Consider the following 16,326-nt stretch of genomic DNA (forward strand, 5'->3'; position numbering starts at 1 on the left):
CCATTGTATTTTAATTTAAACAATTTAGTTGACGGAACATGCCATTTTCCCTTGTATATAGTAAATAGTTTAGAGGTGGCTGAATATTAACAGAATAAAACAAAAAAAGTTTGCAGTCATCATCTCCGTGACAATTTTGATCATCACTTTACTATCTTCATTAAACTTGTATGCTACTTATTTTAATACACGTAAGACGATTGAATTAACGATCGCAAATCAAGGAATATCAACAGCTCAAGCTGTATTGAATCATTTCGATATAAATACATATGAAGCATATTTACAAGACCAAGATTCAACTGCTAAGCTTCGTAAGCTTGAAGATGAGCTTGGTAAAGCAATAAGGGATACAGGTGCAACATTTGCTTATATTCTTAAGGCTGATGAAAAAAATCAACCAAGGATAATTGTAGATGGATTTCCAACAGATGATTCGGTAACCATTAGTGGAGATTGCTGCATTCTTACTAATGAAATTAAGAGTGAATATAAAGAAAATCAACCATTCTTTACAAGGATTGAGGATGATTCAGTTGGAACATACGTGTCATCTGGTGTGCCTATTGTAGGTAATAAAGGGGAAAGCATCGGATCACTTGTAATAAATGAAAGTGTTGCAACCGTGGATAAAATAACAGATGAAGTATTAAAAAACAGCTTTCCGTTTTTTATCTTCAGCGGGTTGTTTGTTCTTTTTTCATTTAGTATTTTTGTGATTTTTCAAGTATGGTTACGTAGGGAAGTTACAACACAAGTTGGAGATACAGAAGAAACCTATCAAGGTGAATTTCAATCAATGCTACAGACAATGAGATCGATTCGCCATGATTTTATCAATCATATTCAAGTCATTCAAGGATTATTAAAGCTTAAACGAGAAGACCGTGCATATGAGTATGTGAAATCTTTAACTAGTGAAGTAGAATCAATGGAACTACCACTGAAAATAACTAATCCAGTTCTTTATATTTTGTTACAATCTAAGTGGGTACGAGCTCAAAATGATAAGGTGGATATGCATTTACTAATAGATGACCATACTTTTCAAAAAATAAAATCAATCGATTTAATTAAAATTTTATCGAATCTTATCGATAATGCTTTTGATGCAACATTACTGCTACCAGAATCAGAGCGGTTTATTAGCATTGAAGCAAAATCCGTTTCTACTATGTACTTGTTTAAAGTTGAAAACATAGGACCAAAGATTCCGAAAGAAATAGTAGACAAAATTTTCAAAGCCGGTTTCTCAACAAAGGAAGAAAGACGTGGGGTTCCAAGAGGTGACGGACTGAGTATTGTCAAACAAGTAGTAGACAGATATGGAGGAGCAATTAATGTTCATTCCAATAAAAATACCACAACCTTTAGTGTGAAAATACCGGTTAAATCTTGATGGAAGCTACCATATGGTAGCTTCCTTTTTCGTAACCTAAGTTAGTCTAATAGCATAATAATCCTTTCTATTTAATAAAATTGTTCCAATCTTTCCTTTTTCACATATATATATAATAAGATACTTTTATTAAATAAATAAATTTGTAAGAAAAACTAACCTTTTGGTTGAAGAGGTTATCAAAATATGTTACATTATTCTGAATATTTAAAACAAAGGAGGATTACCATGCGACGAGTGATGATCATGGATGTATTTAACCATCCAATTGCACAAAAGTATTTAAATCGTTCAGGTGTTTTACATGCGATTAGAGTTGCCGGATATGCTGTGCAGCTCGCCATTAAGCATGATGTAAATCCGGACATAGCAGCTAAGGCAGGTTTGCTTCATGATATAGGCCATTACGAATGGTATACAAATGGGGAATGGGATTATGAGGAATATGTGAAAAATGATATTCATGCGATTAAGGGCGCTGAGCGTGCGCATAAACTGCTAATTCGCCTTGGTGAGGATCGCCAATATGCAAAGGAAATTGCGTTAGCTATATTGCTTCATACAGATTCATATTTACCAGAAAACTCGATGAAGAAAACCTCGCTTCAACAAATCGTCCGTATGGCTGACGAAATGGATGAAGAGCCTCTAGGTAAACACCATTATCGCAAAATTAGCCGAGAAGATGCGATCAAGAAAATTGAGAGGCTGGATCAAGAAATTGAACGCCTTATAACTGAATATCGTAAAACAGTCTAAGCAATAAAGGAAATGAACCCCCCTAAGCCAAATCACCACTATTAGTATTAATTTATAGGACACCTGAGTTTACTTCAAGCTCAACACGATAATGTAGGAGAAACTAACAATATAAATAAGCCCGTCTATGAACGTGTTTAGCTAGACATAAGAATTGGTTTAAGCGGGTTTATGTCCCTTCCCTTTATACATAAATCGTATTTATATATAACCTTATACATCTAAGAAGAAACAGGCTATTTTACATTGAAGTAGCCTGTTTTTCCTATTTCGTAATATAGATTTACAATAAAACAATATTGGAACATTTTATGTCTAAACTAATAATGGACGAGGAATTTCAAACTGTAACGTTTGACTGTACAGCTTTTAAAAGCTAAGATTATAACGAAACAGCTGTATTTTTTATTAAAAGGAAAAAGTATTTGTTATTTAAGTCTCTTTTCTAAGAGATTGTTGCTTTTAAAACGAAAACTGTTTATGTTTGATTGGAGCGAAAATCAACCACGCTGCACTACTTGGTAAATAGCAACAAAGTATGGCGAGTCAGCCTAATTAAAAGTATATAAATAAATGAATAAGCGAAAGGAGTTTGGTTTTATGGGGATTATTTTTTATTTCATCCTAATAATGGTGGGTCCGATATTAATTCAAGTATACTTAAAAAAGACATATTCTAAATATCTGAAAAGAGGAGCTTCATCTGGTTTAACAGGTGCTCAGGCAGCCCGCAAGATTTTAGATGAAAATGGTCTTTACAATGTTAAGGTCGAGGAAGTGCGAGGAAGATTATCGGATCACTATGATCCAAGATCGAAAGTCGTTAGGCTATCAAGTGATAACTATCATGGTACTTCAATTGCCTCGATTTCTGTAGCGATTCATGAGGTTGGTCACTCTTTACAACATTCTCAAAATTATGCACCATTAAATATTAGACATGCTTTAGTACCAGTAGCCAATATTGGCTCTAACTTTTCGTTCATTTTAATTTTTATCGGTATCATTCTTTCATCAGCAAACTTATTGCTACTTGGAATCATAGCAATGGCTGCTGCAGTCCTGTTTCAGGTTGTTACACTTCCAGTTGAATTCAATGCTAGCTCAAGAGCATTAAATGCAATGGTTGGTTCTGGCTTAATCAGAAATGATGAAGAAGGTGGAGCTAGAAAAGTTTTAAATGCAGCAGCATTAACCTATGTCGCAGCGACTGTTGTAGCAGTAGCAGAGCTACTACGTTTTGTGTTAATGTTTTTTGGAATGCAAAGTGATGAGGATTAATTAAATTAGTTGAATAACTTTATGTTTATAGAACACAAAAAAACGCAAGGAATCAATTCCTTGCGTTTTTTTCATTATAGATAAAGTAATTATCTTTAGAAGATAGAACATATTGGAAAACTGTAGTTAAATATTGTACATTTGTAATAGATAATAAGTATTTTTCTACTATTTGAAACCATTTCTACTAACCATCCGTATACATAGCAAAGGTGAGGAAAACCATTATTAGCTCTTTAAAGCCTATATATGAGTAATTCTGTCTATACTAGATAAAAGAGATATAGAAAAAGAGGTTGTTACGAAACAGGAGGAAGAACTGTGTTTAAAACGAAGACCCATTTTTGGACATTACAGATTTTATTGTTGTTATTAATTGTTTATGTCGGTACAAAGGTTTCCTTTTTATTTGAGCCAATCATTGTATTTGCTTCAACTTTATTTTTTCCGATTCTTATTGCGGGAATTTTATTTTTTATTTTCGCTCCTTTAGTAAAGCTACTTGAAAAAGGCAAGGTACCAAGAACATTAGCTATTTTAATACCATATCTTGTGTTTATCGGTGTTATTTGGGCACTTATTGCCTTTATCGGGCCGATTTTATCTGAACAGCTAACAGACTTAATTACAAATTTTCCAAGATATGTTGATGAATTTAGTGAATTCATCTTAAATATGTCGCAAACATCGTGGTTTAAATGGGTAATGGAACAGCAATATGTATCATTTGAACAAATAGAAGAAACATTAACTGGTTATGCAACTAGCTTGCCTGAAAACATTACCTCAAGCTTTTCAACAGTTTTAGGCGTAGTGACAAATATTACATTAACGATTATTACAGTGCCGTTTATTTTATTCTATATGTTAAAGGACGGACACAAGCTACCTTCAACAGCAGTGAATTTTGTACCTACTTCATATCGTAATGAAGCGTTAAAGATATTTCAAGATTTGTATGAAACACTTGCTGCATATATACAAGGCCAGTTAATTGTGTCACTAGCAGTAGGGGTAGGCTGTTTCATAGGTTATACAATAATCGGACTGGATTATGCATTAGTTCTTGGACTAGTCGTAGCGGTTGCGAATATCATTCCTTATTTAGGACCGTTTATCGGTGCTGCACCTGCAGTGATTATTGCTTTACTTGATTCACCCACAAAGGCGTTACTAGCTGCAATTGTTGTTACAGTAGTTCAACAAATTGATGGGAATTTCTTGTCCCCACTAATCATCGGAAAACGATTAAATACACACCCTTTAACGATCATTTTACTATTAATTGGGGCAGGTAGTTTTGGTGGGGTCCTGGGCATGATCTTGGCTGTACCAACATATGCAGTTTTAAAAGCGGTGACTTTAAATATTGTAAGGCTTATTAAATTAAGGAAGAAATATAAAGCCGAGCTTAAGATAGAAAAAGTTAATATCTAGGCAGAACTCTTCCTCCTTTTAACCATATAATAGCAATATGTTCCTTTTAACATTCAATGATGATAGTTAGTTTGGACATTACTTTGGTAACTAATGAAAAAGGAGGAGGAATATGCCTGCGTTTGTCGGACCAGTTAAATTAAATTCGATTGGAGATAGTGCAATCTTTAAAGTGGGGGATACATTTAGTTTATCACCAAAAAGTGCAAATAAAACATCGGTTGGTTCAGGTGCAGCCAACACAGGTGATTTTATCGAATCACATAACTTATTTAATATTACGAATTTTAGTGATCTAGATCTATTTGATCAATCAATGACTATAAATAAATAACTAACTAATAGTTTAAGACTGATAATAGGTAAAAGTAGGATTCTAATAAAGATTCCTAGTTGTCCCTAAAATCAGTTTTTTCGCTTATTAAGAAACGAATCACTGAAAAAAAACAACACTTCTACTTAAAAGCAGTTAGAACAGAGAGGAAGAGATTAAATGAAAATAAGAAAAGCAAATGTACATAATGGTAAAAATCTTATAACAAATGTATATATATATGAAAATAAAAAGCTGGAATTTAGTATGATCGCAATACCTGAAGTAGAGTGGTCTACTACAGTTCAATATGTGGAAGAACGAGATGTTCTTAAAGCCCGACTTTTAGATTCGTTGTCAAAAAGAGTGGCGCATGAAACTGCGGAAGAATTGGCAGACAAAATGATTCATTGGGTTGGAGAAATGTAAAAGTAGTTTAATTCAATTTAATCCTCATAAAGAGGCTCTAAATTAGTGAGCCTCTTTATTTATCTCTAAAAAATCTTCAACCAGATTCATATACTCATGTCTTGGATAGCCATTGTATAAATTTGACGTTAGTTTAACAGGGTCACCAAAGAAGTAACGTTCGTACTGAGTTTGGCGGGTTCCAAATGCACTCATTGTTAAATCCCAAGCAAGCCTAAAAATTTTCGTCTTTGTGTCTGCATTACAGGCAGCTCCTTGACAATATTTCTCTATATCTTTGACTAAGGGAGAATGAAAATCTTCCTCTGTCGGTATGGCGACTAATCCACCTGCACCAATTAGTTGTAAAATTTCAATCATGCGCGGATAGAGCTTTGAAAACATTGTTACTGCTATATATAAGGAATTGGTATTCGGCACCATTGTCCCCCATTCATCTTCATTAGCATGCAGTTCAGCTCGATCTAACAACGCTTTCATCGTTTCTAATCCAATGATGATTTCACTTATTTTTCCTTGAATATGTTGGTATTCTGATAGATTTAAAGTTGTCACCATCCTCTGCGCCAGACCAAGAATGAACTCTGTTTTTGTTATTTGTCTGATAATAACTTGATGTAGTGTAAGTGGTGTAAAACTACTTCTTAAAAAAAGCTGATGTGCAATATCTTGACGATGATAAAAGAACACACGGTCCCAAGGAACCAAAACATTATCAAAAATAATCATTGTATCCATCTCATGAAAACGAGATGAGAGTGGATAATTAAAAAAAGAAGACCCTTGATAATAGGATTCACGACAAATAAACTTAAGGCCATCAGTATCCGTAGGAATTGAAAAGGAAAAGGCATATTCATTATCTGTAACCTTTGAACTAGATGGCAAGACTAGTACTTCATCAGTTATTCCACCTTGAGTTGCCAAAAGTCTTGCTCCTTTTATAACAATTCCATTTGAATTTTTCTCAACAATTTTGGTTGCAATTGGTTGAGTAGACAACTCGGTATAGTCTGAAGAACGATCGACTTGAGGATTAATAAAGCTATGGGTAAAAGATAGATCATGATCTCGTGCTGTTTCATAAAGGTTTGTAAGATTTTTACTAAATTCTTCATCTTGGTCATCTAGAATACTCGCTGAAGCAGCCAAAGTCATTAAAACAGTATTCAAATAGTCGGGGGTTCGCCCCATCATTCCTGCAGTTTTTGTCGCCCAGATATTTATCATATGTCTACGAGCTTCTAGGTCTTCCTTTGATTTAGGTTGTAGGAAGGAAATACCTACCCGTTCATTAGTTCTAGGGGAACTATACGTCATTTTCTCGATAAAATCTGGATGAACTTGTGTATCGTAAAGTGATGCCTTTGTTAACATAGCCCCTTTATACGCTGGATGCTCTGATAATTTCCCTTGTATTTGTTTACCTTTCATCCACACATTTGGCTTTAATTGATCCATACGATCTAGGTATTCTTTTCCACTAATGGCAGGCACTCTCTTCACTCCTAACCAACTAATTTGTAACACTATATGCGCTTTAAGCAGATAAGGTGAAATTTCATATGAAGAAGGAAAGTGCATTCATGAAAACTATGTAAGAAATTGATGAACGTTTTTCAAAGGAATTAAGCTTCTTAATAATGAATAAAGATAATAGGGAAAAGAAATAAATAATTGTAAACGCTTTCTAAACGTTTAAATACCTGCACCTAGGAAAAAATAAAGGTTAAGATCTAATTTTGAGAGGTGTGAGTTGTATGCACGAAGAAAACTTTTTTAAAGGAATGATTTGGGCAACATTATTAAGTGTACCATTATGGTTATCTTTTTTTGGTTGGATGAAACTAACAATTAATTTAATAAAACATTTGTAAAGATATTAGAATGTATCACATCTTCGTTTATAGATCTAAATACCTATAGTATACACACAACTTCCGTCTTGTATAAATCACTTTTTCCTCATATATTGGAAAAAAATAGTTAATTACTCATGCGATTTCTGTTAAAATAAAGAAAACAGAAATTGGATAAGGGATACACTTTTACCTTCACTTATTTTACTTTTCACATTATATTTAAGCACTTACATCAGTTTCTTGCATTAACATCTTTGCCCAATCAATAGCATGCAAGTAATTCTATTTAAAGTGGGGGGCTAGTTAAACCTTAAGGTTAACTAGCACTTTTTTCTTTTTCATGGTTTGTTTCTTTTCCACGCTTTATTTTTAGATATCCAATACTGATTAATACAGCAACGACAATAAACTCAAATGCATACTGTACCCACACATCAGCAAAAATATTTTTCACTAAGGGTTCTTTCGCAATCATTTTCGTTGCTGTCCAAGCCACTACTGCTGCACCAATTAAGATAATGATTGGGTATTTCTCCATAAATTTCAGAATGACTGTACTTCCCCAAACAACGATTGGAATGGAAATAAGTAAGCCTAAAATAACCAATAAAAAGCTACCGTGTGCAGCACCAGCTACTGCTAAAACATTGTCAAGGCCCATCGCAGCATCAGCTATGATGATTGTTCGTATAGCTGCCCAGAAACTATATCCAGATTTAACCTCATGTGTTTCTTCTTCGGTCATTAATTTATACGCAATCCATAATAATATAATCCCTCCAATAAGAAGCAGTCCAGGGATTTTTAATAAATAAACTACTATCATAGTTGCGAGTGCTCTAATGACAATAGCCCCTACCGTCCCTAAAAGAATGACTTTCTTTTGCTGATCTTTAGGAAGATTTCTGGCGGCCATCCCAATGACAATTGCATTGTCACCAGCTAGAACTAAGTCAATGACAACGATTGACAGAAGTGCAGTAAAAAAATCCATCGAAAATAGATCCATGTTTTTCACCCCACTTGTACTATTTTTAATCGAATGATGAAAAATATCCAAGTAAAGATTTAACACAAAGTTATGGTTTATGAATATGGTTTTTGTGCACAATAAAAGGAAATAAAAGTACAGGTTTATTATTTTGAGAAATTTTAAAAATTCTAAAGATAAAAAAGGAAATAAACCCCTTCTGTCGAAAGTAGTAATGTACTCAACATACTACTCAATTGTTCTTTTTTATGTAAAAGAGCAATAAAAGGAGGTCTTTATCTCTATGGGAGGGCAACCAACGTTTTTTGTGTTGGATGATAAGATGGTTGCGGTTTTTTCGGTTATAAAAGACAATTGCAAAGTAAAGATGGAATGCTTGTTTTCAAAAACTGGAATTGAAGACTACACCTTAGAGTATCAGGGACCAAATGAAAGAAAAGCGGAATTAATTGAATTAGCAATTCTAAGAGCGCAGAATATATTTGAACATAATATTTTAACTGTATAATAAGGTAAATGGTTGACTTACTTGCTTTCCAATTGAAAGCTAATGTAGTCAACCATTTGTTTTTTTTACATAAATTTGCGTATATACCCCACTTTATTCCTAAAAGTAATCGTATAATCTAAAGGGAAATTAAAGTAGAAAACAGTAAGACATATAAATACAAAGTAAATCAGGTATAAAGATGTATTTAAAATATATATTTTGGACTATTGCGTTTATGTTGCGGTATCGCGCATTTGAGTATTACGTATTATTTTCGGTGAAAATAATACTCATTTAGATTAGAATTTTAAGTAGAGAAAGCAAATGATTTTGTGTATGTACGTTGGCCATGCGCATTCGCTTACCAACATATAAGGAGCGTGAAACGATGGATCAGCAAAAAATTGAAGAAATGACGAAATTGTTACTAAAATTGGAACAAGAGATAAAGGAAACAAAGGAATCACTACACAGTATAAATAAAAGTATAGATAAGTATGATAAATATGCATTTTTAAACGTCTCTTAATTAAGTAATCCATTAAAAACTTGGCAGTGTGCCAAGTTTTTTTTGTGTTATATATTGACATTTATTAAATAAATAGGTAAAAATGGAATGAGGTAGGAGGTATTTTATACTATTTTTACTACTCAAAATCCCAGATGTATAGTAAGATAAAGCCAGAGGGGGGATTGTGATAGAAGAAGTAGTCATTCAATCTTTGAAAAAGCAAATGATGCAGACAATTGCCATACAAACCAAGAATACAGAGCTACAAAAATTATTACTGTCCTTAGTAAATGGGAAAAAAATTTTGAATTTTGGTCAATTAGCCATTGTTCATCATGAAGCATTTAGTGGAAAAGACCTAGAAATTCTTCAACTTGCAGCAGCAATCGAACTTCTAATTTTATCATTTGACATATTTGATGATCTTGAAGACTTAGATAATGTGAAGGAGCCTTGGATGCAAATAGATCCTTCTATTGCTTTAAACGCTGCAACAACGCTTTACACAATAAGTCAACAAGCTGTTTTAACACTATCCTCTCCGTTTAAACATCAAATTCTACATGCTTTTTTTAAATACTCCATTCAAGCAATGGAGGGTCAACACGATGATTTGCAAAACTTGATAAGCACAGAAGATGAATGTTTAAATGTGATGAAGCGTAAATCTGGCTCTCTTATTGCATTAGCATCAGTAAGTGGTATGCTGCTAGCCAATGCGGATTTTCCCGAAGTTGAAGAATATTCGTATCAAATTGGCATTGCCGCACAGTCTGATAACGATTTCAGAGATTTATTCAATCCCCTGAAAAATGATATATCAACACAAAAAAGATCACTAGCAATGATCTATTTACAAAAAGGCTATAATGAACATGCCCTTGATGTGTTGCGTTTTTTTGCAAGTGGTAAGGATTTTAATGAGGAATTTGGCAATATTGTAAACTATAAGCAAAAACTTATAGATTCTGGAGTTGCTCAATACTTAAATGTTATTAAGCAAATTGCCATAAATCGTGCAACAAGAATAATAGAAGAATTAAAAATAGATTCATATCATATTGAGAATATAAAATCTCATTTGATCATAAATAAGAAAACCAACTAATAAGGAGAGCTAATCATGCAAGAAATCGTAAACTTTTTAATTGAAAATCCAGACGTATTAGAGAAGGTTGTAAATGGACAAGCTAGTTTATTAGGTGTGGATTTGGATGATGTTTTAGGAGTTATTGAGGGTATTCTTGAAACTGGGAAGTTATTGAATGCTTATTGGATTTAATAATTTTTGAAAGGTGTTATTAATGCGTATTAACTTCAATAGGACTTACCAAGTAATTGTCATATTAAGCATTGTCATATCATTATATATTACATTTTTAAATATAAAGTACCCATATGTAGGAGCTCTATTAGAAGTAAGTCAAAATTCTCAGATAAAAGTAACAAACATAGAACCAAAATCTTGGTCTGATGAGGTAGGTCTAAAAATTGGTGATGTTCTTATTGAGGTTAACGGTGACGTTCCGCTTGAACATAAGCCTATAAAAGATCGTGGTGTTCTAGAACAAGTTGAATCATTTAAAATAAGTAGAGATGGCATTATTAAAGAATATAAAGTTTATACTTCATTATTAAGTACACAAAGCTTATTTATTATAATAATCCCTTTTACTGTACTTACTTTGTGTTTGTTTTGTAGTTTTTTTATCTATAAATCAAATAAAAGGGTTAATCTTAAATCTGCTAATTTGTTAAATTTATTTCTTTTAATAATAGCTATGGCTTATATTAGTGCTACTGGTTCTTCAAGAGGAGACGATATAAGTAGGTATATTAATTTATGTTTGTTTATCTTAGTTCCAGTAAGTTATCTTCATTTCTTATATCAATACTTTGATGAACTTGGTAAAAAGTTATTTAACTTTAGCTTTATTAAATTTGGTTATTTACTTGTAATTGTTAATTTATTTGTAGAAATAACTCAAAAAATATTGTTGTTTAACTTTCAAATTAATAAAATAATAAACTTGAGTTCATTCTTTATAATGCTGGTATTAACTTTTGTCTTGAAATTTACAGGACTAAAAAATATTAGATATTCAGAACAAGCATATATAGTTAAGATTCTAATAGTGACGAATGTTCTAGCATTTACACCTTTTTTACTATTTTATGTTTTACCTTATGTAATATTTCAAAAATATGTATTTTCACCGACATTTTTAGCTGCATTTTTATTATTGATACCATTTTCCTTAGTTTACCAATTTTTAGCTACTAAAATATACGATATTGAATTTTTATTAGGAAGACTCCGGTATTACTCATTATTAGCAATAATTCCTTCCTTAGTAATTGTCGGACTTATGCTGAATTTAAAAGAAAGTAACCCTGACTTTTATCAGATTAAACTCTCGATAGTTGTTTACTTATCTTTTATACTTGTATTTTACGTAAAAGAAATCTTTGACTTCCGTTTTCGCCTTAAAAGATTCTCTGAAAAATATAATTATCAAGATAGTATCTTTAAATACACACAAAGTATTCGGAAGGCTAGTAATTTAGATCAGGTTGTTTCTGAACTAAAACAGGTGATTGTTGATGTTTTACTAGTTAGTAAGGCATTTTTTATTGAAATCGATAAACAAAAGAATATTACCTCAGTTGATCCACATGCAAAAGAATCTGACTATGGTCCATATGTTTCTGAAATCAAAGCCGTATCGAATGAAATTGGGAAAATAATTGAAGTAAATAAAGGTTTTGTGATAAATATTGGTGAAACAGATGACAGAAGTTATGTTTTGTTATGTACATCTATCTTAAATACACCAATTTTAACTCGAGATGAAATCTCTTGGCTAAAAACTCTATCGTTCTACACAAATGTTTCCTTAGAAAACTTCTTGAAAATAGATGAGTTAATGCAGCATCTTCAAAAGGTTGAAACAGAGGGGCAAAACCCAGCATGGCTTACAAAACTGTTGTTTTCGATAGAAGAAAAGCAACGTTCAAACCTTGCGAAGGATTTGCATGATTCAGTTCTGCAGGACTTAGTTTCTTTAAAAAGACAGTGTGAACTTGCATTATCTGAAGTAGATGTTGAATCAACTGATTTAATAAATAAACTTCATGATATGAATACCAACATGACAAAAATTATCAAAACAACACGGGAAACTTGTCAAGAGTTGCGCCCGCAATTGTTATATGATTTAGGGTTAGTTAAGGCTCTAAACAAGCTTGTTATGCAATACGAGGAGATTGTTGATTTTGATATACGGTTAAATACAGGCAACTTTACATTGAACCTTGATATTGATACTCAGCTAAATCTTTATCGCATTGTTCAAGAATTATTAACTAATGCAAATAAACACTCAAAAGCATCACATGTATTGATTATTCTTGTATGTATAAAGGAAAAAATTGTACTTCATTATGAAGACAATGGATTAGGCTTTGAGTATAATCATATGTATGATAAAACTGAAAGTATGGGGTTATCCGGAATAAGTGAGCGTGTGAAAGCTTTAAAGGGCTCAATCAATATCGAAACTTCAAAAGGCAATGGATTGAAAATAGATGTTGAGATATAGTGAATGGGACTTGGCAATTGCCAAGTCTTTTTAGCCCATTATTAATGGGCATTTAAACCCAACTATTGACCATTAATCTATTGAAGATCTTTAAGGACTTTTTAAAGGGTGAAGAAAATGAAGGAAAAGGTTAATATTTTAGTCATCGATGATCATCCGGCAGTAAGAGAAGGTACAAAAGCTATTCTTGAAGCAGAACCAGGGGTTCAAGTAACTTGTTTAAATCCTCCTTATACGGAGGAAGCTTTTGAAAAAATTGATTTTACCCCATTTGATGCTATTCTTATGGATTTAAACCTGGGGGAAATAAATGGGATACAGCTTTCAAAAACAATCTTAAATATGGAACATTCATGTAAAGTTATTCTTTACACTGGATATGATGTGGCGGATTATTTCGAGGAGGCCATTGCTATTGGCATCCATGGTGCGATTAGTAAGACTGAGTCTAAGGAAAGACTGTTATCATTTATACGCCATTCAATAAACGGTGATATTATTGTACCATACCAATATTTCAAGAAGATGCTTTTTCATAAACAATCAAAGGTTGTGGAGACACATTCAATTAATAATGTTTTTAATGACCGTGAAAAGGCGATTTTACAAGAAGTTGAAAAAGGTTTAACCAATCAGGAAATTGCTGACAATCTTCACTTAAGTAAAAGATCAATTGAATATAGCCTGACGTCAATTTTTAATAAATTAAATGTAAGTACACGTACTGAGGCAGTTTTAATTGCAAAGGCAGAAGGAATTATTGAATAACAAGCTTAGAAGTTGATACTATGACGACTTCTTATAATATGTTGGAAGGAAACCACTTGAATTCTCAGGTGGTTTTTTCTTTTGCGAAAATAAAATAGAAATTACGATTAGTATTTAAAACGTATATTAATGCCTAATTTTACGTTCTTTTCTTAGATTAGTTAGTAAATTAACAGTGAAAATTAAATAATAATACAAATTGATAATTGTTATTGGAACTATAATAGTGTATGATGCATAGTATAAAATATAGTGTATGACGCATAGTATGAAACAGAAGAGGTGGATGAATGAGTAATTTACTAAATACACTAACGACGGAGTTGCGAAGAGGGACATTGACATTAGCTGTCTTAAGTCAGTTGCGTACACCACAATATGGATATTCGCTTGTCCAATTATTAGAGAAATGTGGAATTTCGATTGAACAGAGCACGTTGTATCCTTTGCTACGCCGCTTGGAAAAACAGGAGTTAGTAACAAGTAGTTGGGATACAACTGAAAGCAGGCCGCGTCGATATTATGTGTTAAGCGAATATGGTATTGAAATTTTTCAGCAATTGAAGAAAGAATGGGAAAAAACGTCCAAAGAGCTTTCCATTTTATTAAAAGGAGAGGAAAATAATGAATCTGATTGAGCTTTATATTCATGAAGTAACTCGGAGGCTCCCAGAAAAAGGTCGTGAGGACATTGCACTTGAGCTTCATTCAACAATTGAGGATATGCTGCCAGATAATTTTACGGAACAAGATGTTAAGTCTGCCCTTTCAAAACTTGGAAATCCTGCCATACTTGCAAGTGGTTACCGGGATCGACCGATGCATCTAATTGGACCGCGTTATTATGATATATATATAAGTTTATTGAAAATGATTTTGCCAATTGCTTTAGCAATTTCGTTTATATCGTTAATAGCTGATAATATAGTCTCATATTCTAGTGATAATGCGGTATTAAATGTTATTCTCTCCATAATCGGAGAAGGAATTTGGAGAATTTTGAGTACAGCTATTCAGGTCTTTTTCTGGCTCACATTGCTATTTTCAATTTTAGAAAGAACAGATCATGCAAAAAAACAAATTCCATTAACATCTAGTTTTAAAGAATGGTCACCAGAAGACTTGAAGAATATTTCATATGTCCCTATGGAAAAGGCTATTTCGAAGTTTGAAGTTTTTGGCGGCTTACTTTGGACAGCAACCTGGGCAACTATTTATTTTAACGCAGCTAATCTCATTGGTGTGTATGAAAAAGGTCAAGAAGGTCTAGAGTTTATAACTCCAACATTTAATCAAGCGATATTGCATTCTTATTGGCCACTAGTGGTACTTGTTATTGGATTGGAACTTGGTTCAAGCATTTATAAATGGATAACAGGACAATGGACAAAAAAAGTAGCATTTCTTAACACCGTCTTCCATTTCGTATCTTCAGTTGTATTTATTACCATCTTTAGCAATCCCGATTTATTTAAAGTATCATTCATTGTTTATATGAACGACCTATTTACTACTACAAATGAAGTGAAAGAATGGATTTTTTGGGTAGCTGTTTTTACATTCGTTTTATTTGCAGCAATAGACTCATACCAGGGCTTTCGAAAAGCAAATATTCATAAAGGGGATACAAAATGAATCCCCTGAAACTTAGATATTATGATTAAATATCATTTCATTTCTTTTGAAATCAAGATGCGCTATCTAATAACATGATAGCGTCTGTTTTAATAGAGGATAAGAAAGTAAGGATTTGTTACAAATGATCTCTCAATAGTATCTAATTTTACTATACTAATTTACAAAAACTAAACATAGTCTCAACATAGCCATGATGTTCATCCTTTAAGATGTTATTTATATCCTTGTCGATATAGAAAGCGTTTACAGTTGATGGGAGGTTATAATGGACATTATGGCTGTTTTACCTACTTTATTATTCTTATGTGTATATTTTGTTTTCGCCGTAGCGGTCTTAAGAAGATAAGATATTGTTTAAACGTTAATATGTCTATTTATGCTATACTCGCCATGTGTTCTACATAAAAAATCATTTCATTTTGAAAGATATGAGGGGATATAAAATGGATTATAATGTGAAAAATACATTAATGGAGGCTTTAGGTATTACTGTTACATCAGTTTCAAATGATGGTGTAGTCGCGACAATGCCTGTGGACCATCGGACACATCAGCCATTTGGGTTATTGCATGGAGGGGCATCTGTTGCATTAGCAGAAACTGCTGCAAGTATAGGTGCATACTATTTGGTTGATCATGAGATAGAAACATGTGTTGGTTTGGAGATAAACGCCAATCATATCCGCGGGAAAAAATCGGGAACTGTAACTGCCCATGCTAAACCTGTGCATCGCGGAAAAACAACCATGGTATGGGAGATTAAAATTGTTGATGAAGAGAATGAACTAATTTGTATATCACGTTGTACAATGGCGGTGTTAAAAAAGAAGAATTAACTCAAAGTCT

General features: G+C 32.8%; 17 protein-coding genes. 15 read left to right on the plus strand and 2 right to left on the minus strand.

The genetic code is table 11. The features are described 5' to 3' along the window. Positions 1-127 precede the first annotated feature (127 nt). The 6 genes from WCV66_RS08050 (at position 128) to WCV66_RS08075 (ending at position 5,618) form a co-directional block, all read left to right on the plus strand. Entirely contained in the window at positions 128-1,399 is a 1,272-nt protein-coding gene (locus tag WCV66_RS08050; RefSeq protein WP_338788576.1) for a sensor histidine kinase, read from the plus strand. A gap of 228 nt (positions 1,400-1,627) precedes the next feature. Continuing rightward, positions 1,628-2,158, plus strand: a complete 531-nt coding sequence (locus WCV66_RS08055; RefSeq protein WP_066330325.1) for an HD domain-containing protein — start codon at positions 1,628-1,630, stop codon at positions 2,156-2,158. Positions 2,159-2,758: 600 nt separating this feature from the next. After that, the gene (locus tag WCV66_RS08060; RefSeq protein WP_066330324.1) at positions 2,759-3,439 is read left to right on the plus strand and encodes a zinc metallopeptidase; all 681 of its coding nucleotides are present in this window, start codon (positions 2,759-2,761) and stop codon (positions 3,437-3,439) included. 321 nt (positions 3,440-3,760) lie between these two features. Then, the gene (locus WCV66_RS08065; protein ID WP_338788577.1) at positions 3,761-4,876 is read left to right on the plus strand and encodes an AI-2E family transporter; all 1,116 of its coding nucleotides are present in this window, start codon (positions 3,761-3,763) and stop codon (positions 4,874-4,876) included. A gap of 112 nt (positions 4,877-4,988) precedes the next feature. After that, positions 4,989-5,210, plus strand: coding sequence for a spore germination protein (locus WCV66_RS08070; protein WP_338788578.1), 222 nt, complete (start codon positions 4,989-4,991; stop codon positions 5,208-5,210). Between the two features lie 159 nt (positions 5,211-5,369). Then, positions 5,370-5,618: a YueH family protein gene (locus tag WCV66_RS08075; RefSeq protein WP_338788579.1), complete on the plus strand. Its 249-nt coding sequence runs from the start codon at positions 5,370-5,372 to the stop codon at positions 5,616-5,618. A gap of 42 nt (positions 5,619-5,660) precedes the next feature. Here the strand turns inward: WCV66_RS08075 and hpaB are convergent, their stop codons facing one another. Continuing rightward, positions 5,661-7,115, minus strand: coding sequence for a 4-hydroxyphenylacetate 3-monooxygenase, oxygenase component (hpaB, locus tag WCV66_RS08080; RefSeq protein ID WP_338788580.1), 1,455 nt, complete (start codon positions 7,113-7,115; stop codon positions 5,661-5,663). Positions 7,116-7,796: 681 nt separating this feature from the next. Continuing rightward, positions 7,797-8,489, minus strand: coding sequence for a TerC family protein (locus tag WCV66_RS08085; RefSeq protein ID WP_066330320.1), 693 nt, complete (start codon positions 8,487-8,489; stop codon positions 7,797-7,799). Positions 8,490-8,754: 265 nt separating this feature from the next. On the opposite strand from WCV66_RS08085, the gene WCV66_RS08090 reads away from it, so the two are divergent. The 9 genes from WCV66_RS08090 (at position 8,755) to WCV66_RS08130 (ending at position 16,316) form a co-directional block, all read left to right on the plus strand. Then, on the plus strand, positions 8,755-8,979 hold the full coding sequence (locus tag WCV66_RS08090) for a hypothetical protein (protein WP_066330319.1): 225 nt from the start codon (positions 8,755-8,757) through the stop codon (positions 8,977-8,979). 370 nt (positions 8,980-9,349) lie between these two features. Further along, positions 9,350-9,490 (plus strand): degradation enzyme regulation protein DegQ, encoded by a 141-nt coding sequence (gene degQ / locus WCV66_RS08095; protein WP_066330318.1) that lies wholly within the window; start codon positions 9,350-9,352, stop codon positions 9,488-9,490. Between the two features lie 166 nt (positions 9,491-9,656). Beyond that, on the plus strand, positions 9,657-10,580 hold the full coding sequence (locus tag WCV66_RS08100) for a polyprenyl synthetase family protein (RefSeq protein ID WP_338788581.1): 924 nt from the start codon (positions 9,657-9,659) through the stop codon (positions 10,578-10,580). Between the two features lie 15 nt (positions 10,581-10,595). After that, the gene (gene comX / locus WCV66_RS08105; RefSeq protein ID WP_338788582.1) at positions 10,596-10,754 is read left to right on the plus strand and encodes a competence pheromone ComX; all 159 of its coding nucleotides are present in this window, start codon (positions 10,596-10,598) and stop codon (positions 10,752-10,754) included. A 22-nt stretch (positions 10,755-10,776) separates the two neighbouring features. Beyond that, complete coding sequence (locus WCV66_RS08110; protein WP_338788583.1) at positions 10,777-13,074, plus strand: histidine kinase; 2,298 nt, start codon at positions 10,777-10,779, stop codon at positions 13,072-13,074. Positions 13,075-13,191: 117 nt separating this feature from the next. Continuing rightward, positions 13,192-13,842 (plus strand): response regulator transcription factor, encoded by a 651-nt coding sequence (locus WCV66_RS08115; RefSeq protein ID WP_066330316.1) that lies wholly within the window; start codon positions 13,192-13,194, stop codon positions 13,840-13,842. A gap of 290 nt (positions 13,843-14,132) precedes the next feature. Then, positions 14,133-14,480, plus strand: coding sequence for a PadR family transcriptional regulator (locus WCV66_RS08120; RefSeq protein WP_338788584.1), 348 nt, complete (start codon positions 14,133-14,135; stop codon positions 14,478-14,480). Continuing rightward, positions 14,467-15,477 carry an HAAS signaling domain-containing protein gene (locus WCV66_RS08125; RefSeq protein WP_338788585.1) on the plus strand — a complete coding sequence of 337 codons (1,011 nt, stop codon included), beginning with the start codon at positions 14,467-14,469 and terminating at the stop codon, positions 15,475-15,477. Before WCV66_RS08120 ends, WCV66_RS08125 begins: the two co-directional genes overlap by 14 nt. A gap of 446 nt (positions 15,478-15,923) precedes the next feature. Further along, entirely contained in the window at positions 15,924-16,316 is a 393-nt protein-coding gene (locus WCV66_RS08130; RefSeq protein WP_413789634.1) for a hotdog fold thioesterase, read from the plus strand. Positions 16,317-16,326 lie beyond the last annotated feature (10 nt).

Source organism: Metabacillus rhizosphaerae (assembly GCF_037201795.1).
Classification (GTDB): domain Bacteria; phylum Bacillota; class Bacilli; order Bacillales; family Bacillaceae; genus Metabacillus; species Metabacillus rhizosphaerae.